Origin of the sequence: Reinekea blandensis MED297, from assembly GCF_000153185.1 — a bacterium.
In the GTDB taxonomy this organism is placed as follows: Bacteria; Pseudomonadota; Gammaproteobacteria; order Pseudomonadales; family Natronospirillaceae; genus Reinekea; species Reinekea blandensis.
On the sequence record NZ_CH724152.1, the window covers coordinates 1 to 24567 of the forward strand.

15 protein-coding genes and 2 rRNA genes are annotated in these 24567 nt (G+C 51.7%); 9 read left to right on the forward strand and 8 right to left on the reverse strand.

Going from position 1 to position 24567, the window contains the following annotated elements:
- The first annotated feature begins 113 nt into the window (after positions 1-113).
- The 4 genes from MED297_RS11680 to MED297_RS11695 all read left to right on the forward strand — a co-directional run bounded on the left by MED297_RS11680 (position 114) and on the right by MED297_RS11695 (position 9612).
- Positions 114-2993 (forward strand): 23S ribosomal RNA (locus tag MED297_RS11680).
- Between the two features lie 186 nt (positions 2994-3179).
- Positions 3180-3295 (forward strand): 5S ribosomal RNA (gene rrf / locus MED297_RS11685).
- 400 nt (positions 3296-3695) lie between these two features.
- Positions 3696-5381: a helix-turn-helix domain-containing protein gene (locus tag MED297_RS11690; RefSeq protein WP_154650924.1), complete on the forward strand. Its 1686-nt coding sequence runs from the start codon at positions 3696-3698 to the stop codon at positions 5379-5381.
- 106 nt (positions 5382-5487) lie between these two features.
- Positions 5488-9612 (forward strand): pentapeptide repeat-containing protein, encoded by a 4125-nt coding sequence (locus tag MED297_RS11695; protein ID WP_008045167.1) that lies wholly within the window; start codon positions 5488-5490, stop codon positions 9610-9612.
- A 66-nt stretch (positions 9613-9678) separates the two neighbouring features.
- Here MED297_RS11695 and MED297_RS11700 read toward each other — a convergent pair whose 3' ends face one another.
- Entirely contained in the window at positions 9679-10599 is a 921-nt protein-coding gene (locus tag MED297_RS11700; RefSeq protein WP_008045170.1) for a LysR family transcriptional regulator, read from the reverse strand.
- 115 nt (positions 10600-10714) lie between these two features.
- Between MED297_RS11700 and MED297_RS11705 the strand changes: the two genes are divergently transcribed.
- Positions 10715-11617, forward strand: a complete 903-nt coding sequence (locus MED297_RS11705; RefSeq protein WP_008045172.1) for a DMT family transporter — start codon at positions 10715-10717, stop codon at positions 11615-11617.
- An 80-nt stretch (positions 11618-11697) separates the two neighbouring features.
- Here MED297_RS11705 and fusA read toward each other — a convergent pair whose 3' ends face one another.
- Positions 11698-13785 (reverse strand): elongation factor G, encoded by a 2088-nt coding sequence (gene fusA, locus MED297_RS11710; RefSeq protein WP_008045174.1) that lies wholly within the window; start codon positions 13783-13785, stop codon positions 11698-11700.
- Between the two features lie 302 nt (positions 13786-14087).
- Here fusA and MED297_RS11715 point away from each other — a divergent pair, with 302 nt between their 5' ends.
- The 4 genes from MED297_RS11715 to MED297_RS22445 all read left to right on the forward strand — a co-directional run bounded on the left by MED297_RS11715 (position 14088) and on the right by MED297_RS22445 (position 16197).
- Complete coding sequence (locus tag MED297_RS11715; RefSeq protein WP_008045176.1) at positions 14088-14837, forward strand: hypothetical protein; 750 nt, start codon at positions 14088-14090, stop codon at positions 14835-14837.
- Complete coding sequence (locus MED297_RS11720; RefSeq protein WP_008045178.1) at positions 14834-15268, forward strand: GNAT family N-acetyltransferase; 435 nt, start codon at positions 14834-14836, stop codon at positions 15266-15268. Before MED297_RS11715 ends, MED297_RS11720 begins: the two co-directional genes overlap by 4 nt.
- Positions 15265-15933, forward strand: a complete 669-nt coding sequence (locus MED297_RS11725) for an energy-coupling factor ABC transporter permease (protein WP_008045180.1) — start codon at positions 15265-15267, stop codon at positions 15931-15933. Before MED297_RS11720 ends, MED297_RS11725 begins: the two co-directional genes overlap by 4 nt.
- 105 nt (positions 15934-16038) lie before the next feature.
- Positions 16039-16197, forward strand: coding sequence for a hypothetical protein (locus tag MED297_RS22445; RefSeq protein ID WP_008045181.1), 159 nt, complete (start codon positions 16039-16041; stop codon positions 16195-16197).
- A gap of 4 nt (positions 16198-16201) precedes the next feature.
- On the opposite strand, the gene MED297_RS11730 is transcribed toward MED297_RS22445, so the two are convergent.
- From MED297_RS11730 to MED297_RS11755, 6 genes are all read right to left on the reverse strand, one after another.
- Entirely contained in the window at positions 16202-17242 is a 1041-nt protein-coding gene (locus MED297_RS11730) for a LacI family DNA-binding transcriptional regulator (protein WP_008045182.1), read from the reverse strand.
- Between the two features lie 17 nt (positions 17243-17259).
- Positions 17260-18864 (reverse strand): alpha-amylase family glycosyl hydrolase, encoded by a 1605-nt coding sequence (locus MED297_RS11735; protein ID WP_008045183.1) that lies wholly within the window; start codon positions 18862-18864, stop codon positions 17260-17262.
- Positions 18865-18906: 42 nt separating this feature from the next.
- Positions 18907-20850 carry an amylosucrase gene (locus MED297_RS11740; RefSeq protein ID WP_008045184.1) on the reverse strand — a complete coding sequence of 648 codons (1944 nt, stop codon included), beginning with the start codon at positions 20848-20850 and terminating at the stop codon, positions 18907-18909.
- A gap of 62 nt (positions 20851-20912) precedes the next feature.
- On the reverse strand, positions 20913-22067 hold the full coding sequence (locus tag MED297_RS11745; protein ID WP_202594546.1) for a carbohydrate ABC transporter permease: 1155 nt from the start codon (positions 22065-22067) through the stop codon (positions 20913-20915).
- 10 nt (positions 22068-22077) lie between these two features.
- Positions 22078-23082 carry a carbohydrate ABC transporter permease gene (locus MED297_RS11750; RefSeq protein WP_008045187.1) on the reverse strand — a complete coding sequence of 335 codons (1005 nt, stop codon included), beginning with the start codon at positions 23080-23082 and terminating at the stop codon, positions 22078-22080.
- A gap of 86 nt (positions 23083-23168) precedes the next feature.
- Positions 23169-24527, reverse strand: a complete 1359-nt coding sequence (locus MED297_RS11755) for an ABC transporter substrate-binding protein (RefSeq protein WP_008045189.1) — start codon at positions 24525-24527, stop codon at positions 23169-23171.
- Positions 24528-24567 lie beyond the last annotated feature (40 nt).

Consider the following 24567-nt stretch of genomic DNA (forward strand, 5'->3'; position numbering starts at 1 on the left):
GAACTGTAGGTGATTAAGGCAGGTTTTAGCCGACCTTGTTTTAATCACATACTGACTCAAGCGTATCTAATATTATCGTACGATCCTTGTTCATAGACGCCTTCGGGTTATATGGTCAAGTGATTAAGCGTACACGGTGGATGCCTTGGCAATCAGAGGCGATGAAGGACGTGGTAATCTGCGAAAAGTCTCGGGGAGCTGATAAACAAGCGTTAATCCGAGAATATCCGAATGGGGAAACCCACCTGTCATAAGGCAGGTATCCTGAGCTGAATACATAGGCTCATGGAGGCGAACCCGGGGAACTGAAACATCTAAGTACCCGGAGGAAAAGAAATCAACCGAGATTCCCTAAGTAGTGGCGAGCGAACGGGGAACAGCCCTTAAGTGTTGTGGACGTTAGTGGAAGGCTCTGGAAAGTGCCGCCATAGTGGGTGATAGCCCCGTACACGAAAACCAAACAGCATGAAATCGAGTAGGTCGGGACACGAGAAATCTTGACTGAATATGGGGGGACCATCCTCCAAGGCTAAATACTCCTGATTGACCGATAGTGAACCAGTACCGTGAGGGAAAGGCGAAAAGAACCCCTGTGAGGGGAGTGAAATAGAACCTGAAACCGTGTACGTACAAGCAGTGGGAGCCTCCTTGTGGGGTGACTGCGTACCTTTTGTATAATGGGTCAGCGACTTACATTTTGTGGCGAGGTTAACCGTATAGGGGAGCCGTAGGGAAACCGAGTCTTAACTGGGCGTCCAGTCGCAAGGTGTAGACCCGAAACCGAGTGATCTAGCATGGGCAGGTTGAAGATTGAGTAACATCAATTGGAGGACCGACCGACTACGTTGAAAGTAGCGGATGACTGTGGGCTGGGGGTGAAAGGCAATCAAACTCGAGATAGCTGGTCTCTCGAAGCTATTTAGGTAGCGCCTCGGACGAATACCACTGGGGGTAGAGCACTGTTAAGGCTAGGGGGTCATCCCGACTTACCAACCCTTTGCAAACTCCGAATACCAGTGAGTACTATCCGGGAGACACACGGCGGGTGCTAACGTCCGTCGTGGAAAGGGAAACAACCCAGACCGTCAGCTAAGGTCCCAAAATCTATGTTAAGTGGGAAACGATGTGGGAAGGCTCAGACAGCTAGGAGGTTGGCTTAGAAGCAGCCATCCTTTAAAGAAAGCGTAATAGCTCACTAGTCGAGTCGGCCTGCGCGGAAGATATAACGGGGCTCAAACATAGTACCGAAGCTACGGACTTGCCTTTGGCAAGTGGTAGAGGAGCGTTCTGTAAGCCGTTGAAGGTGTGTTGAGAAGCATGCTGGAGGTATCAGAAGTGCGAATGCTGACATGAGTAACGATAATGCGGGTGAAAAACCCGCACGCCGAAAGATCAAGGGTTCCTGTCCAACGTTAATCGGGGCAGGGTGAGTCGGCCCCTAAGGCGAGGCTGAGAAGCGTAGTCGATGGGAAACCGGTTAATATTCCGGTACTTCAATACAGTGCGAAGGGGGGACGGAGAAGGCTAGGTTAGCCACGCGTTGGTTGTCGTGGTTCAAGCTTGTAGGCTGAAGAATTAGGTAAATCCGGTTCTTCGTAAGGCTGAGAGGTGATGACGGTGGTTCTACGGAGCCCGAAGTAATTGATGCCCTGCTTCCAGGAAAAGCCTCTAAGCTCCAGCTGTATTGGAACCGTACTCTAAACCGACACAGGTGATCAGGTAGAGAATACCAAGGCGCTTGAGAGAACTCGGGTGAAGGAACTAGGCAAAATGGTGCCGTAACTTCGGGAGAAGGCACGCCGGCCTTGGTGATGGGACTTGCTCCTTAAGCTGAGGCTGGTCGAAGATACCAGGCCCCTGCGACTGTTTACTTAAAACACAGCACTCTGCTAACACGAAAGTGGACGTATAGGGTGTGACACCTGCCCGGTGCCGGAAGGTTAATTGATGGGGTTAGCGTAAGCGAAGCTCTTGATCGAAGCCCCGGTAAACGGCGGCCGTAACTATAACGGTCCTAAGGTAGCGAAATTCCTTGTCGGGTAAGTTCCGACCTGCACGAATGGTGTAACGATGGGGGCGCTGTCTCCACCCGAGACTCAGTGAAATTGAAATCGCTGTTAAGATGCAGTGTATCCGCGGCTAGACGGAAAGACCCCGTGAACCTTTACTATAGCTTCACACTGGACTTTGAATGTATTTGTGTAGGATAGGTGGGAGGCTTTGAAGCAGTGACGCCAGTTGCTGTGGAGCCAACCTTGAAATACCACCCTGATACCTTTGAGGTTCTAACGCGGGCCCCTATACGGGGTTGCGGACCGTGTGTGGTGGGTAGTTTGACTGGGGCGGTCTCCTCCCAAAGAGTAACGGAGGAGCACGAAGGTTGGCTAATCCTGGTCGGAAATCAGGAGGTTAGTGTAATGGCACAAGCCAGCTTGACTGCGAGACAGACAAGTCGAGCAGGTACGAAAGTAGGTCATAGTGATCCGGTGGTTCTGTATGGAAGGGCCATCGCTCAACGGATAAAAGGTACTCCGGGGATAACAGGCTGATACCGCCCAAGAGTTCACATCGACGGCGGTGTTTGCACTTGAGTGTTGGCTCATCACATCCTGGGGCTGAAGCCCGTTCCCAAGGGTAATGGCTGTTCGCCATTTAAAGTGGTACGCGAGCTTGGTTTAGAACGTCGTGAGACAGTTCGGTCCCTATCTGCCGTGGACGTGGAAAATTGAGAAGAGCTGCTCTAGTACGAGAGGACCGGAGTGGACGAACCTCTGGTGTTCGGGTTGTCATGCCAATGGCATTGCCCGGTAGCTACGTTCGGACGGGATAACCGCTGAAAGCATCTAAGCGGGAAGCCCCCTTCAAGATAAGTTTTCCCTGAGACTTCGAGTCTCCTAAAGGGCCCAGTAAGACTAACTGGTTGATAGGCAGGGTGTGTAAGCGTTGTGAGGCGTTGAGCTAACCTGTACTAATTGCCCGTGAGGCTTGGCCATATAACGCCCAAGGTGTTTATGTGCGCAAGGTTGTGCGAAGAAAGATATTGGATACGAGGCTGAGAAAGCCAAGAGTTGGTACCCGGAAGGGCTGCAGTGAAGAAGCGAAAGCAAAGAGAACTTTATTAGTAAACGAATTGGGGCATGAGCTAACACGTACCAGCTGATGCAATCCCAGCCAGTTTGCTTGACGACCATAGAGCGTTGGACCCACCTGATTCCATACCGAACTCAGCCGTGAAACGACGCATCGCCGATGGTAGTGTGGGGCTTCCCCATGTGAGAGTAGGTCATCGTCAGGCTCCCAAACCGAACCCCAGCAAGGCGACTTGCTGGGGTTTTTTATGGCCTGCGGGAAAGGTGAGCGGTCTGTAAGAGCCTGCCGGCAGGCGATCGCTTAGCAATCGCGCCTGAATAGGATCGCGAGCAGGCTCGCTCCGACACCGAGCATTGGTTAAGGTGGCGCGTCCTTCCCTTGACGCGGCTTGAAGCCGCCTCATGCTGATCGCTTGCAGCTTGCAGCTTGCAGCTTGCAGCTTGCAGCTTGCAGCTTGCAGCTTGCAGCTTGCAGCTTGCAGCTTGCAGCTTGCAGCTTGCAGCTATTCGCTGAAGGCTCCTTCTCGCAGCCGCCAGCCTGTCATCGGCGCGATTATGTCGATATATTGATCCACCTGTTTCATAACATTCGACAGAGTCACCGTTTTGGTATCAAGGAATCATTTAAAAGGCTGGAAACTCAGTCTGGCAATCACTTTTCTTTTATTGGCAACAACGGCGTTGGGAGAGTATCCCGTTAACTTTGATTATCAGGTCATCGGTTCCGATACACCCGTTACCCTCGCACAGGTGCAGGAGTCTTGGCAGCAGAACGATGACGGAATCCTAAGATTTTCAAGCGACTCCTCTCACTATCTTCTCCGGGTGCTACTCACTGATCTTCCAACACGAGACATGGTATTAAGTGCTGGTACCGGCATTCGGCAACATGTTGAGTTTTATCGTAAAGTTAAAAGTAACGGCGTCTATCAGATTCGCCAACTGGAACCCGTTCAAGGTCGTTTTGCTGCGGTGTCGATTAACCCAGAAAGCACGACGGGCGATTACCTCTACCTTAGAGTTGCACCAATGCCGGCTTACGATTTCATTTCGCTGAGTTGGTATTCCCCGCAAACGTTCAAAACGCTTGAGCAGTCAGACCTCGTCATCATCACCTTTTATCTCAGTACACTGCTGTTTGTGATGTTTTTTAGTTTGTCCCAGGCAATTTTAACCAAGCATCCGCTGTTCTTGTCTTACACGTTTTTTCTTTTAGGGCTCGCCCTGGTTAATGGCCTGTTCGAAGGTTTGATGACTCGTTCGTTGGGCGATGTTGATGAGCGGCTTATCTACTATTTGCTGTTTACTATTGCACTGTCTGGTGCATTTTTCTATTTGATGATTCTGAAAGACTTTGTGAGCTTTTTAGTTCCAAACTCCGGGCTTTGGATCTTCAGAAAAAAAGTCTGGCAAACGCTGTTCATCACTTCGCTTGCCATGTTGGTTTTGTTTGGCTCTCAGCTTCAATATCAGATGGCTCTGACCTTTATTCAGCTGTACATGCTCGTTAATTTCCTCATCGTCGTTGTCTTTCTTTACCGTACTGGGCACATCAAAGACCGTGTCGTCATCGTTTTGGTGCTCACCAATGCGTTGTTTCATCTCGGCTTTGTTATTGAGATTTTGATTAATGATGTTCGTCTCGGTCCATTGCTGGCGATTGCCAAGCCAGAGTTATTTCAGTGGCTTCGGCAATATGGTTTTTACTCATTTTCCTATGCTGAGCTGCTGGGGTTGGCCATTGCGATTAGTATGGCGTTTCAACAAGCCTACCGGGATAAACTGGAAGCCGTTGCACTGGCTGAAGAAATTCGGTCACGATACGCATCAAAGCTTGAAGCTGACCTGAAAAATAGGGTGGTAAATCAGCTTTCTGATGAAACCATGAACAGCAGGAAGCCGGGTGCCGACTTCGAAACGATGACACTAAATCAGCGCTCCAGCGACAACAGAGCAAGTGCAGTGCAACAGCCAGAAACGCCGTTTGAACACCCCTTCATGAATAAAGTTCATTCGATATTGACACACCAGCTTTCCGATAAGGCTCTGACCGTGGATGTTCTGGCACAGTCACTTCATATGACTGACTCTACTTTTAGGCGGCGCTGTAATGAATATTTTGGAAAGACCCCGATTCAGCTGATCCGGTTATATCGCATGAGGCGAGCTCATGATCTGATTGAATCAGGTCAGGTACGTACGCTTTCAGAAGCTGCGGATTCTGTCGGGTTCACCAACGTCAGTTACTTTTCTAAACAATATCGACGGTTTTTGAACGAAGACGAACGTTGAAACTGTCCATATCTTCCAAAATCCAGTCGAAAATGCGCAAAATCTCTTTGTGTGCGGTAAACCCGAGGCCTCGCCATTAAACTGTCCGGAAAAAAACTGGAGAGGGATGAGCATGAAAAGGGCTTCGTTATCAGTGTATACCGACATCATGGCTATTTTGATGTTGGGGCTGGGTCATGCGGTGGCATCGGATTTCCCTGATTGCGACAGCACTATCACCGATGAAAGCGGAACCGGGACTTATAACCGCTGTAAGTTTGCAGGCCAGACTGTCGAGATGGGCGATTTTTCCGGCAAGACGTTCGAAGATGTTGATTTTGGCGGAAGTTACTTTTTGCAGAGTGACTTTTCTAATACCGGCTACTACCGAAGTGTTAGGGAGCTTGACGATGTACTAAGCGACGATACCGTAGAGTTCCTAAAAACGGACTTTAGTCGAGCTGAGTTAGATCTCCACATGGCAAAGGTAAAGCACATTGGATCTAACTTTTATAACGTTCAATTCTCCTTTTGGACGAATGGTGGACAATGGTCAAACTTATCCACAAGTCTTTGTGGTGTTGAAACGACCTTTACAGATACAGAGCTGGTGATTGTTCAGGCCCCGCCCGGGTCTCAGTACGACGTCGTTTATGGCTTAGCCGGGTTCGGTCTTTTTAGAGGCCTTGAAGCATCAGATTTGAGTTGCCTGGATGGTGTCACGATTGAAAGCTGGGCAGACAACTACGAATCTTTCTACGGTCCCCGCAACATTGCCCCGGCTCTACTGCTCAAGGACATACTCTCGCGGAATCCCGACACGGATCACAATGATAGCCATCGCAGCTGGCAGTCGGGGGTCTCAACCAACGCTGCCGATAGCGATGAAGCAGTTTCCTCTCATATTTATCGGCATGACCCGGTTTATGCCCATTGGGATATGAAAGACAAAACAGGGATTGAGGATTGGTGGGCATCCTACCCGGCAGAATCGCCTTTCTGGCAATGGGACCTGGGCCATTCTCATTACATCGATTCCATTCGCATCCGCAATGAAGCCTATGGTGATTTAGAAGGGGCGGTCTTACTGGTGTCGGAATGGCCGATGTCCGGAAATCCTTTAGCTCAGTCCGATCAGGACTCCATCAGCCGGTACTATCCTTTCAGTGAAGATCAGCCCTATTACGAAATTCCGGTTCAACGTAATGTACGCTATCTGCGCATTCAACGCCCCCGTACCCCTGAGAATCAGATCTTAAGATTTGGCGGGATCGAGTTGTTTGGGGACCTGGAACCAACAACAGTGTCCAGCCCAGCGCCGGCCGATTATGAGATGCCGGACTACATCAATGAACAATGCGCGGACTTTATGTACAGCCAGGCGCAAACGGATAACTCGGACCCTAAAAGAACGACTTTCTATACTGAGTTTGGTCCGGATCGCTTCTGGGAAAATCTGAACTTACAAGGGGGCTCCTTCATTGGCTATGATTTTTCCTCCGGTGAAGACGCGCCCTTCAATCAGTATTTGGACAACGTAAACTTTGCGCTGGCGAATCTGGAAGGGGTCGATTTCAGCAATTCAGAGGTGCTGGGGGTCAGTTTCCGTGGGGCGAATCTGCGCAATGCCAATTTTACCAACGCCAACATCAGTGGTGCTGACTTTCGTGGCGCCGACTTGACGGGCGCAACCTTGACGGTGGATCGAGCGGATTGCGCAATATTCGCCAATGCGGTACCTGAGCACTTTGAGTTACACATAGACCCTTCCGAAAGCTACATACCGGTTCAAATAGCTCAATCTCAGGTCAATACCGCCTACGGATATGCGCGTCAAAGCTCCATCGACGACAACGGTGTTGCCGCCAATGCCATTGATGGATCGGTGGACACGTCGGCCATCACCACTCAAGAACAATCCTCCTGGTGGGAACTGGATATGGGTGCACACTATCCGGTTGAAACGATCGAGTTTGTGTCCGGTAATCCGATAGACGATGCTGAACAACTCACGGTGTGGTTATCTGAGTGGCCCATCACTGACGATGATGCCCAGCTCGGCAAAATAACCGCGACAACGGTCGATGTTGTCGATGGACGGGTGCGGTTTTATGGACAGACGGTGGCCCGTTATATCCGAGTACAGAGCCCTGAATCATTTGGTCCATACCAACTTGTTCTCCGTGAACTGTCTACCGAAAACGAAGGCATTTCCGTGGCACCAAAAACGGTTCAGCCATTAAGTGCGAAACAATCAGAGGCTTTTGAAAGCACCCTTACCCTGGATGCCAAACTGAAAGCGTTATCCGAGACCTATCGGGGAAGTGACCCTGGCTCTATAGCGGCTCGCCTCGCGCAGTTGCAAATGCTGAGTTCTCAACTGAGGACCAATATTGCCTCTATTCGGGAGTTGAAAGGTTACAGCAAACGGTTGAGGCGAACCTTCATTGCGTCGTCTCGCATTACCAAGCTGTTGAGTTTTTACGACCCGTTGAAGCCTTTGCTCCAACCCGTTATTGATGCGACCAAGAGCTTCGGTAAAGCCGCGAAGAAGTACGATACCCGTGTATTGCCGTTGTATTTAAGCACCTTTGCACTGGAAGGTGAGTTAAATGCTATTGATCGGCAGATTGCCGCAGCGTTAAGCGAAAGCCAGTCGTTGGCCACCTTGATTGATGTCGGTCGGTTTTATTTGAACCACAATTTACGTTGCTCAGTTAATTCCCCGGGATTACCCGGAAGGCAGGATTTGGAGCAGTACGCTATGAATCAACTCACGGCGGTTGAAGTGGCACAGTCTAATCTGGATGCGCCGGTCGACTTAGTTGAGCAAGTTAACGACATCGCCATTGTATTAGAGGCGCTTCAAATAGCCATGGATGAATTACCGATTGAGGATCATCGTGTGACGCTGGAAGTCGTTTTCAACGAGTTAGATGGCTTCATTGAGTTGGTGGATGACACGATGCAGTTGTTATCTTATGAGGTGATTGACGGATTGTCGGTTGAAGATGGGATCTCGTTTATCGAGGACGGTGTTTCTTATATCCCGTTTCGGGAGGAGTTGATGTCCTTGATTGCCGCCGTCATTGATCCTGTCATTGACCAATATGGCGATACGATTTTGTACTCATTGGATTTTGCCAAGTCGTACCTGTTGGACGACCTTACCGGTTCGCTCGTTGCAGAAGAAATACTTGAACTTTTAAAAGAAGACCAGAAACCTCGCGAACGTCCTGCGTTTCTGATCCCTGACTTTGACGTTTCTGTATTTGACTCCTTGTTAACCTTACCGCCGTTTCCAATTTGTGATTCCTTCAAGTTCCCAGAGCAATGGCCCGTGGCGAGTAACGATGACGACGGTGACGGGCTGACCAATGCCGAGGAGTTAAGCGCCGGCACACTTGTCGATAACCCTGACAGCGATTTGGATGGTTTAAATGACGCCTTCGAGTTGACCTATTCCAAGAACGTCCCTGCTGGAATGGTGGCGTTTAACCCGATTGATCGCAATGACACCCACCCCGAAGCGCAGCGCGATGATGATGGCGATGGACTGACCGCTCTGGAAGAGATGCTGGCCGGGTCGCACCCGTTTCAGGCAGACACCGACTTAGATGGTTTGAGCGATGGTTATGAACAAGCGCTGGGGTTGCCGATTGTTGGATCGCTTGAAGCGGAACGATCCGATCCGGAACAGGACCTGGACGGCGATGGCGTGTCGATTGAGTGGGAGCAAACTCTGAATCGCGATCCAAACGTGTATGAGATGATGGATTCCGATAGCGATGGGTTGTTGGATCGGGATGAAATTCAGTTTGGTTATGATCCGTTGATAGCGGGTCCGCTTGCGGTCGACTTGTCGAGTCGTCAGATAAAACTGACTGATACCGGCCAGTTAGCGTTGTCGCTAATGGACTACGTTGCGCTCGGAAGCAACTCTCTTGAGTCGCTGGATCTTGACCCGACTCTGATTCAGCTGACGGAAGGAGCGCTTGAGCATTACGATGCTCAGAACCATCGGGTAAATTTGCGGTTTTCGGAAGCGGATTTTAGTGGTTCGCCTGTGTCATTGACCTTTCTTGTGAGCAGCCCGAATGGATATGCGGTCGTTCGACTTGATTTTGAGCTGAACGATCCGGAAGACAGCGGTGAGCCAGACAAATCTTCCGGGAAGGGCGGTAGCCTGGGTGGCCTGCCCCTTGTATTGTGCTGTCTGTTGTTATGGTATCGACGCAAGCGCGCAAGTTGATGCGTTCAGCTGGCTGACGGGGTGTTCCCGACCACCCCGTCGTCAGTGGAGTCGTCATGTCCACGCTTATCTTAAGCCGGTCTTCTGACAGGTGCTTAACATCCACTGCTTTAACTGTTGAATGGCGCTCTCGTTACGGCGGCTGCTCTTATAGGCAAAATAAAACTCATCCCCGGTCCGATAGCTGAGAAAAGGCAGCCGAATCAAGTCGGTATCGCGTTGGTCCTGAACCATGTAATCATTGGTCAGTGTGATGCCCTGATGATGACGGGCAGCCTCCAGTGCTAACAGCATGTGACTGAAGTTCTGCAACCGGATGTCGTCCGGTAAGGTGCTGTGATTCGCCCGATACCACTGGCGCCAGTCTTCCTGGTCACGATCGAAAATCGAATGTGTCGACAATAACGTCGCCTTGCTGAGAATACTCAGCGGAGGTTCGGCATCGGACGAGCAGCCCTGGCGCTGAAGCAGCTCATACCAATATTGCCGACTGCTGACCGCAAATAGGGTTTCCCGGTAAATCGGCAGGTATTCATAACCGGGAACGTCGTTATGCAGGGTGACAAAGCAATCACCGACACGATCAGACAGTATCGGCGACTCCGAGGTCATTTCCAGTTGCAGCGCGAGGTTGGGATGGTCCTGATGGAGTGATGTCAGGTTTGGGATCAGCCAACGTACGGCAAACGACGAGAACAATGCCAAACGAACCGTGGTACTGGGAACGCCCTTAATGTCCTCAGCACTGCGCTCCAGCGCCGTCAGGGAGGCATAGACCGTCTCGTAAAACTGCTGCCCCTGATCGGTCAGCCTCGTAGTTCGTCCGCGTCGTTCGAACAAGGCTTCGCCGAGATAGTTTTCAAGCAACCGAATCTGATGACTGACCGCGCTTTGGCTGAGATTGCGCTCGTCAGCGGCTCGACTGAAACTTTGCAAACGGGCGACCGCCTCAAAAACCGGTAATGCGTTCATCGGTGGTAGTTTCATTGAAGGTCACTTCTATTATCTAAAATTTCGATAGTAAACAATATTATCAATTTGATTGAAGATAAAGCGCCGCTTACTCTGCGCTCCCTGAACGTGAGTGAATGGAGTGAAGACTATGAATCGGACAACGTTAGCCATGCTACTCTTGGTGATCGGTAACGCGCTGGCGCTGATCTCCGATGCGTTCGTGAAAGCCTACAGCGGCGACGTCCCCGTTGCTCAGTTTGTGCTGGTACGCACCCTGATTACTCTGGTGTTCCTGTTTCCATTTGTCTTACGAAGCACTCGTCGCAGATTGGCGTCTGGTTGGAAAGTTCAGGTCGTCCGTGCTCAGATCAGTGTTTTTGGCACGATCTGCATGGTTGTTGCGCTGAACCACCTCAGTCTGGCCACGGCCAACGCGATCTTTTATGCCGCACCGGTCATCGTCATGGTCTTGGCGGTTGTATTATTTAAAGAGCAGCTGACCCGCGCCAGTTTAACGGCTGTGGTGTTCGGCTTTGTGGGTGTGCTGGTCATCTTAAGGCCGGTTGAGATCGGTTGGCAGAGCCTGGCGGCAGTGGGCGTCGCGTTTTCGTTGGCCATTAATGTGCTGCTCATCCGTCGCTTATCGGCAGAACAGTCACCGATGGAGATGTTGCTGGTGATGCATGTGTTTATGTTGCCGGCCCTGACTGTGATCAGCCTGTTCCACTGGACTCCGGTGACCGTTGACATCGCCCTGGGTGCGCTCGGGTCTTCGTTTTTTATTCTGTGCTACAACATGACCGTACTGATCGCGTATCGATGGGCTGAAGCCAACAAGATCACCAGTTCGGAGTACACCGGTATGATCTGGGCGATACTGGGCGGCTGGGTGGTTTTCGGTGAAGTGCCGGACGCTTACCTGCTGATCGGTTCCGGGATGATTGTGATTCCACTGGTTTGGCTGGCATTGTCTGAACAGCGCATGTTGAAATCATCGGTATCTGACAATCATGTGAACAGTAGGCGGAAGCTGCAAGCAGCTGAGTCATAACGGCATGAGCTGATCGAAAGCAAAACACAAAAAAACCCGAGGCTTACGCACTCGGGTTTTTTTTAGATCTGAAAGCGCGATTATTTAGCGGCTTTCTTCTCTTTTTCTTTCGCGATCACATCGTCAGCAACGTTCTGCGGACAAGGCATATAGTGGCTGAACTCCATAGAGAACTGACCACGACCGGAAGTGATGGTACGCAGGTGACCAATGTAGCCGAACATTTCAGACAGTGGTACGTCAGCTTTAATACGTACACCTGTTGGACCAGGCTCTTGGTCTTTGATCATGCCGCGACGACGGTTCAGGTCACCGATGACATCACCCACGTTGTCTTCTGGAGAGAAGACGTCAACTTTCATGATCGGCTCAAGCAGCTGTGGGCTGGCTTTTGGAATCGACTGACGGAAAGCGCCTTTTGCAGCGATTTCGTAAGCGATGGCTGAGGAGTCAACCGCGTGGTAGCTACCATCGAACAGTTCAACTTCCATATCCAGCATCGGGAAGCCAGCCAATACGCCTTCTTCCATCATGCTGGCAAAGCCTTTCTCAACAGCAGGCCAGAATTCCTTAGGAACGTTACCACCGACAACTGTTGATACGAACTTGAAGCCAGATCCTGGTTCACCCGGTTTAATGCGGTAATCAATCTTACCGAACTGACCAGAACCACCAGACTGTTTCTTGTGCGTGTAAGAATCTTCAACCGGCGCAGTGATCGTTTCACGATAAGCAACCTGTGGTTGACCGACTTCCAGCTCAACGCCGTAAGTACGTTTCAGGATGTCGACTTTAATGTCCAGGTGCAGCTCACCCATACCTTTCAGGATGGTCTCACCAGAATCTTCGTCAGTCTCAACCTGAAAGGATGGATCTTCAGCGACCAGTTTACCGATCGCAATACCCATCTTCTCAGATCCGCCTTTGTCTTTCGGCTTAACGGCAATTGAGATCACCGGCTCTGGGAAGATCATAGGCTCAAGAGTACAAGGGTTCTTCGGATCACACAGCGTGTGACCGGTTTGAACGTTCTTCATACCCACAACGGCCAGAATATCGCCCGCGTGTGCCATGGTAAGTTCAGAACGGTCGTTTGCGTGCATCTCAACCATTCGGCCGATACGCTCAGTTTTGCCGGTTGCTGAGTTCAGGATGGTGTCACCCTTGTTCAGCACACCAGAATAGATGCGGATAAACGTCAGAGCACCGAAACGGTCGTCCATGATTTTGAACGCCAGCGCGCGGAAAGGCTCATCAGTAGAGACCGTCGCAACTTTACCTGTTGGCTCACCGGTTTCTTCGTCAGTCAGGTCCTGTGGATCAACTTCGGTCGGTGACGGCAGGTAGTCTACAACCGCGTCCAGCACCAGCTGAACACCTTTGTTCTTGAACGCTGAACCGCAGTAAGTTGGGAAGAAGGTCAGGTCGCGAGTACCCTTACGGATACAGGCCTTGATCTGTTCCATGGTTGGCATTTCGCCTTCCATGTAGGCCATCATCAGGTCGTCGTCGACTTCAACGGCCGTTTCGATCAGCTGTTCATGGTACATCTCGACATCGTCGACCATGTCCGCAGGAACGTCCTGAACTTCATAGTTTTCAGGCAGGCCGGTGTCGTCCCAGATGTAGGCTTTCTTGGTCAGTACGTCGACAACACCAACAAAGTCATCTTCAATGCCGATTGGCAGTGTCATGACCAGTGGGTTTGCCGCCAGTACGTTCTTCACCTGGTCAACGACCCGGTAGAAATCTGCACCCATACGGTCCAGCTTGTTGACGAAAATGATTCGAGCAACTTCGGATTCGTTTGCATAGCGCCAGTTGGTTTCTGACTGTGGCTCAACGCCGCCAGAACCACAGAATACGCCGACACCACCATCCAATACTTTCAGAGAACGGTAAACTTCAACGGTGAAGTCAACGTGCCCAGGCGTATCGATGATGTTCAGACGGTGGTCTTTCCAGAAACAGGTGGTCGCAGCCGATTGAATCGTAATACCACGTTCCGCTTCCTGTTCCATGAAGTCAGTGGTGGATTCACCGTCGTGCACCTCACCGGTCTTGTGAATCTTACCGGTCAGTTTCAGAATTCGTTCAGTTGTGGTGGTCTTGCCCGCATCAACGTGCGCGAAGATACCAATGTTTCGATAGTGTGATAAATCAGCCATGTTTTCGTTCTAGAACTAGTCAGTGGAATGAGTAAGGCGCGCTAGCATACAGTATTCAGGCCAAATTTTTAGCACTTTTTTCGTTAAATATGGTGACTTTAGCCGGTGATTTTGATTAATCCCTCTTAAGTCTTTGTTTTAAAAACGTTTTTATACCGATTTTGATAAAATTCTCTGTGTAAAAATTTAGCGGAAAATGAGGTTTTGACCAGCTGTGCGGGCGAATCTTTCTTCGGGAAGTTTCAGGGTATGCCGGATTGCCTCAGAGCTGATAAACTCTGCGCCTTCAAAGGAGAACCGTTTTGCATCTGAGTGCACAGCAAAAACAGCAGTATCTGGACGCCATGGGAATCCAACCCTGGTACCCTCGTGTACGTATGGCGCTGGCGCCAGAGCCTTTTGTTTCGGGGCCGTCGGTTGTTGCCGAACAAGAGACGCCATCGGCCGTGGCTGCTATCATACAGACGTCGGCACCAGCTCCTGCGGCCGATCAGCGGGCACCTGTGCCATCACCTCAAGACCTGCCAGCATCGAAGCCTTCTGAGTCTCCACCAGCCGAGCCAGTACCGGTTTCAACAGAAGTCCGGCCTACTGCGAACGTCAAGCCTATCCATTTCGGGCTGGGGTTGTACGTCCTTGGTCCCTGGCTGATTGTCAGTTCGCTCAGTGCCCAACACAAAACTCAGCAGGAGGAAGCCTTTCGGCTGTTAGTGGCGATATTGCGACAATTTGGCAACCAGGACGAAGAGCCGAGTTACCACCACGTCATTGCCTGGCCATTCTTTTCCAATCCAAATGCTGATCAAGGCAAAGCAGCCGCGAACCAGTACGTCAATGGTGTCATTGAGCATCTGGTTGAGGAGCATTCGGTTCAGCGAGTCCTGGTTTTTGGTGGTGTCCTGGCCAAGCTGAATGACTGGGACAGTCCGGAAGGGGAGTGCTTTAGCCTGCCGCGGCTGAACCTGCCCTCATTGTATAAAATGTTGAAAGATCCCTCACAGAAAGCCAAAGCCTGGCAGTTGATTCAGGCTTCATCCCTATACCAACGATGATTCGTGCAGCACACACCGATGATCTGGCTCAGTTTGCTCAATGGTCTGACGGCAGTCCGGATTGTCAGTTCAGTCAGGCTCAGCTGTCTGGATATCTGGTTCAAGATCGTCTGATTGCCATCGTGGAGCAGGGCGGGTCGTTGGCCGGCTATCTGGCTTATCGGCAAGTGTTAGATGAAGCTGAGTTGGATCAGATTCTCATCGCACCGTCGGCCCGCCGGTTAGGACTGGCGTTCGATGCCTTGTTGACCTGGCACGAGGCCCTGAAAGCGCAGGGGGTTGTGAGCGTTCATCTGGAGGTTCGGCAGGGGAATCAGGCCGCCATGTCACTCTACCAATCGGCGGGTTATGACCCGAATGGGCTGCGCAAAAACTACTATCGACATGGCACGACGGTCGACCATGCCGTTTTGATGAAAAAATCGCTATGAACTTAACCGCCTCGACACTGCCGTTTTGGCTGAACCTGACGCTGAACGGATTTTTCATACTCACGGTATTTTTAGCGATCACACACCTGCCCTGGCGCGAACTGAAACATGACGCCTCACTGCAACACCGGTTGGGTTTTACCATCCTGGTATTGGTACTGATCTGGTCGCTACGCGCGGGTGTGTCAGAAGGGCTGGGCATTCATTTCTTTCTGATGACGGGTGTACATCTGATGTTCGGGTGGTCATTTGCCATCCTATTGGTTGCATTGGTTCAGTGTGGATTGATTGTCTTCGGTGTTGAGTCGGTCTGGGCGTTGGGGATAAACGGGATCAGTTCCGGGGTGATTCCGATCTTGGTGACCTTTTACTGTTGGAAAGCATCCGAACGTGGCGGAGTTTATAACCCGTTCGTGTTTATCTTTGGCGTCGCCTTTGCCGGGGCGATGCTTGCTATTTTGATGTCCGCCGTTTTTGTCTCGGTTATTTTCCTGTTGACTGGTTTGTATGATGTAGCACAGCTGCGCTATGAGTTTTGGGCTTATTTGCCGTTAATTGCACTTCCGGAAGGCATCATTAACGGGATGCTTATTGCAGCAATGATCGTCTTTAAGCCGCATTGGGTTCGGTTGTTTGACGAGAAAAAGTATTACGGCACCAAGTGACGACGGCAGACCTGACAAAAGTCACCTGAATATCCGTGACCTCAGGCGCTTATCGTACGGTGCTGTCCGCGCTAGAGTAACTCAGTCTAACAATGGAGAAGATCAATGCAGACAGCTCGTTATGAAGTGGTGAAAAACGGAATTTCATTTGGTTCAGCACTGGCAATTGCCATGTCCTGGACGGCGAACAAGTCCATTCTCTGGGCCATAATCCATGGCTTTTTCAGCTGGTTTTACGTGCTTTACTACGCCCTGTTTAAATGACGGTTCAGCTGGTTTCCCGAATGTGTAGCGTGGTCGGCAATACCCGGCTTTCGTATCGTTCTGGGTTAAGAACCATCATCGCGGCCAGTCGCCCTTTCTCGACACTGGGTTGGTAAACGGTACTGATTTGAGGGTGATTCCGCCGGGCTTCGGGGGTGTCATCAAAGCCGACAATCTTCAGTTGCCCGGGGACGTCGATTTCCAGTTCACGGGCCACAGACAGGGCCGCCAGCGCCAGCTGATCCGACATGCACAGCAAGGCAGCGGGCCTGGGAACGCTGTTCAACGCTTCTCTAGCCGCCTGAATACCTTCGTACCAGGTGCTCTCATTGCTGCTCCATATGTGTTCGGTGCGGATGGGGCGTCCGGCTTCCCGGCCGGCATCGAGATAAGCTTCCAGGCGCTGACGGGAAATGGAAAGGTCCGGTGACCGAAGCTCTTCTTCATCAATTCGCTTCATCATCGGTGTTTTTGTCAGACGCAATCCCATGACATAAACCGGTCCGTCGGTGGTGGCAAAAATGTGCTGAGCGGCAGCTTTCGCCCCACCATAGTTATCGACGTTCAATGCCAGATGGTTGGGCAGGCTGAAATCAACACTGACGATGGGTTTGCGTTGTCGCTCAATACGCTCAAGTATCCCCATATCCCGAGGCGGTCCATACAGAATGTACCGCTCAGGAATGGCTTCCAAGGATTTTTCCCGGTAAAACTCACGCCGCCCTGGCATCAGCAGCATGTTGACCTGTGCATCGTCCAATACCTGAGAAACGCCCTGTAAAAACTCGAGGGCGCAGGAATCGGTAAAGTTATAAGCGAGTTTATCAGCCAACATGACACCCACCACACCGGTAGCGCCGGTTCTCAGGCTGCGGGCGGCTGGGTTGGGGCCGCTGTACCCAAGTCGTTCACACTCCGCCAGGATACGTTGACGGAGTTCTCGGGAGAGTTGATCGGGACGGTTGAACGCATTGGACACCGTCGCTGTCGATACGTTCAGCATTTGTGCAATCGATTTTACCGTATGCTTTTTTGTCCCGGTCATGTTACGCCCCTTTGGTGTCACTGTTCTGACCAGATTCCGAACTGATACGGCGCAAGTTCGGTTCCCTGACCTGCCGGCCACAACGCCTCTCCGGTCAGCCCGTTTGGCAATGAAGCCGTGCTTTCGGACAGGTTTACGGCAACGATCAGCGACTCGCTGTCGTTTTTGCGGCGGTAAACAAGCAGGTTTGGATCACTGTCCACAAACTCAAAACCACCGTCCCGGATGGCTGGGTGTTGTCGACGCCAGGCTAAGAGCGATCGGACAAAGTTCAGCATGGAGTTCTCATCGGGCTCCTGTGCGCTGACCGCCATCGGTACGTGTTTTGGATCCACCGGTAACCAGGTTTGAGTTGAATCACTGAACCCAACCGTGGTCTCTGATGTCCACGGCATGGGCGTTCGGCAACCGTCGCGGCCCTTAAACTCAGGCCAGAACTCGATGCCAAAGGGATCCTGCAGATCTTCGAACGGAACGTCGGCTTCCGGCAAGCCAAGTTCTTCACCCTGGTAGAGGCAAGGCGAGCCGCGTAGCGTCATCAGCATTGCAATGATGGCTTTAGCCTTGGCTTCGGGATCGGAGCTGTTGGCCGTCCAGCGAGTGGCGCTGCGAACGACATCGTGGTTACTCACGGCAAATGACGGCCAGCCATCGCCCAGCTTAGCTTCTATGCGTTTTAGTGTTTTACGCAGGTAATCCGGAGAGCTATCGGGACCGAGCAGCTCGAAGGTATAAGCCATGTGAAGTTTATTACCACCTTCCGTGTATTGAGCCATAAAGCTCAGCCCGTCCGGCGCACCGATTTCTCCTACCGTCGTCGACCCTGGAAACTCATCCATCACTTTGCGCAGGCGCTTCAGGAACTCCAGGTTATCGTCCCGGCACATTTGGTGAACATGGTACTGGCGACAGAATGGGTTGGCCGGATCGACGCCGACGAATTGTTGTTCAGGCGTCGCGGCAACCGCGTTATCGGTCAGCGCTGCATCGTGGAAGTACATATTTACGACGTCCAGACGGAACCCGTCGACGCCCAGCTCTAACCAGAAACGGGCGGTATCGAGAATGGCATCCTGAACTTCTCGATTGTGAAAGTTCAGATCCGGCTGAGAACTGAGGAAGTTATGCAGAAAATACTGTTGGCGACGGGTATCCCACTGCCATGCCGAGCCGCCAAAAAGGGACAGCCAGTTATTTGGCGGAGTACCATCGGCTTTGGGGTCAGCCCACACATACCAGTCCGCCTTCGCATTGGTTTTGTTTTCCCGGGACTCTTTGAACCATGCGTGCTGGTCCGACGTGTGACTGTATACCTGATCAATGATCACTTTCAGACCCAGAGAATGGGCTTTATCAGTCAAGGTGCGGAAATCGTCCAGACTGCCGAACATCGGGTCCACGTCTCGATAATCGGAAACGTCGTAACCAAAGTCTTTCATTGGCGATGTGAAAAAAGGCGATAGCCAAATCGCATCGACATTCAGGCTGGCAATGTAGTCCAGTTTGTTGATGATACCCTGCAGATCACCAATGCCATCACCATTGCTGTCACAGTAACTGCGTGGATATATCTGATAAATTACGCCGCCGCGCCACCAGTTGAGTTGAGCATTGTTGGTCATAAAAGTCTCCAAAAAAATCTCGTTAAAAGATCGGTGAAATCGTCACTGTTGTGTTGTTAGGTCCAGCCACAACAAATCATAAGCTTCCAGCGTCAATCCATCTGAGCACGGAAATGAATTACCCGTCAGCAAGTCGGTCGCGCAATCCGTTATTCTGAGTGCCTGACATTGATGAGCGGAAAGATGGCGTCGATGCTCTGAAAAGTTGGCGATGATTAACACATCGGAACGTTCATCGCGGCGCCGGAACATAAACAAATGTTCGTCATATTCTGGTTCAATCTGTATATCTCCCACACCTAAGGCGGGCTGCGTTTTGCGCACCCTGAGCATGGATTGTAAGTCGCTGAATACCTGGTGCTCCGTAGTGCCTTTTTGCTGGCGACGGGCCAATGCGGACTCTGGAACAGTCATGCGATGGACCCAGCGACTGTCATTAATGTGTGCTGGGTTATCGAGATAGCTGTGATCGTTCATCAGTCCCAGTTCATCACCCAGGTAAATCAGCGGAATGCCTTTGAACGCGAACAGGACGCCGTGCATCATACGAATGCGTTTCAGTGCCAGGGTTCTTTCATGGTCGTCATTGAGCTCGGCGGCTTTTTCCAGCCCGACTAAAGATGCAAACATTCCGCTGATACGGCAGTCACCGGTTCTCGGGTCGGCTTGGAAAGGCACCCCTCGTGCAAAGCTTCCGGGAAACTGTCCGGTATAAAACTGATTCAAAAAGTATCGATGATCGTGAGGGTTGATACCGCAGTGCCAGGCATCTGCATCGGCGAATGCCCAGCCGATGTCATCGTGACAGCGCAGATAGTTGACCCAGGCAGAGCCGTCAGGAATGTCCGTTCGATGGCGGCTGCCGTTAATCAGTAACCGGGTCTGACGGGTGGCCAGCGCTTCCCACATCAAAGCCATCAAGTTCGGGTTATATGACAGCTGACATTCTTCAGGGCTGATGTAACCCATGACATCGTCCGGCGCGACAATGGCTTCACTTTTCAGTGCAACCTGAGGGGCGCTGATGCGTAAGAATGCATTGAAAGCCTGAATCAACTCGTGGGCTTTCGGCAGGTTTTCGCATACGGTGCCTTGCTGTTTCCAAGTGAAGGCTAACGCATCGAGACGAATCACATCTGCACCTGCATTGACCAGTTTCAGCATTTCACTGCACATGGCATGGAACACGGCCGGATTTGTGTAGTTCAGATCCCACTGGAAGCTGTTAAACGTTGTCCAGACCCAAGCATTCACCTCGTCATTCCAAGTAAAGCAACCCTGGCGCTTGTCCGGGAAGATGTCTCTTAAATGAGCCCCCCAGGCGTCTTTCTCTGCCGGGTCCCGCATGAGCCAATAAAAGTCCTGATAAGCCTTATCACCGGCTTTGGCTTTTTCGGCCCATTCGTGCTGATCGGAAGTGTGGTTGAAGACGAAATCGAGCACCAATTTAATTTTGTTCTCTGCCAACGATTGCGACAGATGCTTGAGGTCGTCGAGCGTACCGATCTTGGGATTCACCGCGCCATAATTTCGAATAGCGTAGCCACCGTCACTGTCGCCTTCCGGTACATCGAAGAAGGGCATCAGATGGAGATAGCTGATCCCCAGATCTTTGAGATAATCGATTTTGGTTGTTAACCCTTTCAGGTCGCCGCCGAACAGGTCGACATACCCGGTTGCGCCGATGGTGTCTTCAGCGTGAATCCAGGCATGATCAGTCGCTTGGTAAACCGAAGACGCCGCCTCCGCACCCAGCCATTGGTTGGCCGCCGTTACCAACAGCTGTTCCAGGTGATAATAAAAATCCCAGTGACCTTCATAGAGCGAAATCAGGCGAGCAAAGAGTCGCGGAAAATCCTGATCGAGTGCATGCTTAAATGCCGCCAAGCGATCTCGGTTGGCATGGCGGGTAAAGCGACTGCGCACTTTTGGCCAAACGCGTTGTAGCGCTACAGCGGCCTGATCTGTCTGATTCAGTGACGGCATGATTCTCGACTGTCCGTAAGGTTAAACATAACCCGCGCTGAGCGCGGGTTGAAAGGTGGGCGTTAACCGCCCTTGACCGAACCGGCCAACAGGCCTCGAACGAAGTACTTCTGCATCGACAGGAAGACGATGATCGGTACAACAATGGAAATGAACGCACCTGCAGTCAGGATTTCCCAGTTGTCGCCACGGGAACCCAGCAACTCAACTAACTGTTGGGTCATCACCGTTTTGCTTTCACCCTGTCCAAGGAAGACGGCGGCGACCAGCAGGTCATTCCAGGTCCAGAGGAACTGGAAGATGGTGAAGGACGCCAGTGCCGGCATCGATAGCGGCAGAATCATCCGCATAAAGATCTGGAAGTGTGTTGCACCGTCCATGTAAGCCGACTCAATGATGTCCCTGGGCAGACTGGCCATGTAATTACGCAGTAGGAAAATGGCCAACGGTAAACCAAAACCGGTGTGCGCCAGCCATATCGTCACATACGATTTTGACGGCACGTTAAAGGCCTGCCCGATCGACGCAAAGACCTGCAATACCGGAATCAGGCTCATTTGCAAAGGCACCACAATTAAGCCGATGATCATGGCCAGGAAAAACATCCGGCCTTTAAACTCCATCCATGCCAGCGCGTAGGCTGCAAAGGCCGCAATCAGAATCGGTATGAACGTCGCCGGTAAGGTGACCGTGAGGGTATTGATAAACGCGCGCCCCACACCTTCCGATTGCAGTACCTCTTTGTAGTTGGTCAGCGTAAACCGTGGTGGCGTGGTCTGTACGACAAACAGGCGCGGACCACGGGTATGGGTAAACTCGGTTTCCGATGTCCAGGTGACGGTACCATCTTCAGCCAACGTCAGACGGGTGTTGTCATCAAAGTCGACCGTATCGCCGGCTTCGTGTTCGTCGATTGCACGAGGACTGGTGCCCCATTGACCGACTTTGGCACCCTGATTGTCTTCAAAGATGTTCAGCTCGATTTTCCAGCCGTCACCGTCGGGTTGCTGTTCGCCGGCTCTGGGTAAACGGTAAGCTTCGTTCTGCGTCGTGCTGGTTAAGGCGGACCACCAGCCGGTGGTGGATAACTGATCCTTATCCCGAACCGAACTGACCAGCAGCCCCAGCGTTGGTAGTGTCCAGATCGCCACTAGCAGAAACACAGCAAGGTGTTTCAGAGTGCTCGCGATTGGGGATTGATGAGATTCCATTGACATGTCTTCGCTCCTATCGCTCGCTGAGGTTGGCCGTGCGGATGTTGTAAATCATGACCGGCAGGACGGCCACCATCAGGATGACCGCAACGGTACTGGCAGTCCCCGAGTTGGCATTTCGGAACATTTCGTTGTACATCAGGTTCGCCAGAACCTGCGAACCCCATTGGCCATTGGTCATGGCATAGACAATGTCGAAGACCTTCAGCACCAGGATGGTGATCGTGGTCCAGACGACGACAATGGTTGGCCAGATTTGTGGAATCACAATCTTAAAGAATATTTGGCCTTGCGAAGCACCGTCCATCATTGAGGCTTCGAGCGTATCTTCAGGGACCCCTCGAATGGCAGCGCCGAGAATGACCATCGCGAAACCGGTTTGAATCCAAACCAGGATGATCATCAGGAAAAAGTTGTTCCAGAATGGGATGGATATCAATGCGCGGGGTTCACCACCAAAGGCGACGATCAGGGCATTGAGCAGACCGATCTGTTCAGCGTCGGGTCCGCGGAAGTCGTATACAAATTTCCAGATGATGGACGCGCCGACAAAAGAGATGGCCATTGGCAGGAAAATTAAAGTACGTGCTACTCGTCCCCACCAGAGACGGTCGGTCAGATAGGCGATCACCAGTCCGAACCCGGTTGCGAGTGTCGGTACAATTAACAGCCAGAGAATATTGTTGCGGATGGACACTTGAAAGCCGTCGTTACCAAACGCCCAGATATAGTTCGCAAGGCCGACAAAGTCATCGCCTTCACGATCCATGAACGACAGTTGCAAAGACTTTATGACCGGATAGACCAGAAAAAACCCAAGGAAAAGCAGTGCCGGTCCGATGAAAATCCACGGGCGGATTCCTTCTCTTAGGCGATCCCGGCTTGCCTGCTTGTCTGGTGCCAGCTGGTCACTGGCTAGAAATTTATCGATGGCAAGGTTTAACCCGACGTAGAACAACACGCTCACACCGATGGCTAAAGTAATTGCCGTGACTGCACCGAGAATTTGCTGAAACACAGCCCTTCTCCTTTTTTATTAGAGTCTGAGGAATAAGAGTAAAAAACGACCGCCCCTAGGACGGGGCGGTCAGTAAAGATCGACGATTATTCGATCTCTTTCCAGCTCTGTTCGATTTCGTTAGCGACGCGTTGTGCGCTCTTGCCGCTGACGTAATCAACCATGCCTGTCCAGAAGGCGCCGGCGCCGATGGCTCCAGGCATCAGGTCTGATCCATCGAATCGGAAGGTGGTGGCATTCAGCAGAATGTCGCCTAGGGCTTTCTGAGTCTCGGAAGCGTACAGGTCAGTGTTGACTTTGGTGTTGGCCGTCAGGAAGTTACCTTTTTCCATCCACAGCTCATGAGCCAGTGGCGTCAGCAGGTAAGCTAAGACCGCTTCAGTGGCTTCGTTGGACTTGGTGATACCGGCAACGGTACCCGCACCCAGAACCGGTTTACCCAGATCTTTAGACTCGTAGGCAGGGAAGTAGAAGAAGTCAACGTCTTCACCGACCACGGTACCTTCTGGGAAAAAGGCCGGAATGAAGCTGGCCTGACGATGCATGAAGCACTTAGGCGGTACGCTGAACAGGTCTTTCGGGCTGTCACGGAAGTCAGTTGTACCAACCGCTTCAGCACCACCGGCAACGAAGTCATCGTTTTTGGCGAAGAAACCGAACGTCTCGATGGCTTTAGTGACGCGAGCGTCGTTGAAGCGCATTTCGTGGCTTACCCACTCGTCATAGACTTCTGGAGGCTGAGTGCGCAGCATGATGTCTTCGATCCAGTCGGTTGCCGGCCAGCCGGTGGCGGCACCAGAACCCAAACCGATACACCAAGGCGTTTCACCATCGGCTGCGATCTGTTCGGTCAGTTCGATCAGCTCTTCCATGGTATCCGGCACGTCGTAGCCATAGTCCGCGAAGTTATCCGGGGAGTACCAGACCAGAGACTTCACGTCAGCGCGATAGAACACACCGTAGAAATCTTTCTGATCATTCTCATTGTCATAGGTCGCCAGATCGACCCAGCTTTGGCCAGCCGCATAGTTTTCCAGCACGGTTTCACGCACGTCATCTGAAACCGGAGTCAGATAGCCGCGAGACGCCATGTCAGAAGCCAGACCTGGTTGTGGGAAGAAGGCGACGTTTGGCGGTGTGCCAGCTTGAGCGTCAATCAGAATTTGCTGCTCAAAGCTGTCCGAACCGTTGTATTCGATAACCGCGCCGGTGGCCTGTTCGAAGGGTTCAAACACACGGCGAATGTAGTCGTCTTCTGGAGCGAGCCAAGGGCCGGCGACGGTCACAGTGACGCCAGACAGGTCCATGCTGTCAAATTGTGCCAGGGAGTCCCAGCTGTACGCGCCTGAGCCGCGTGTTGGGGCTGCGTGGCCGGCCGCAAAGGCCGCACCGGCGGTAGCGGTGGCGAGTGCAATCGCCAGGGAAGTTTTTTGCCAGTTTTTCATCGTTTCGTGTCCTTTGTTGTTGTTGTACCAGGGAACATGT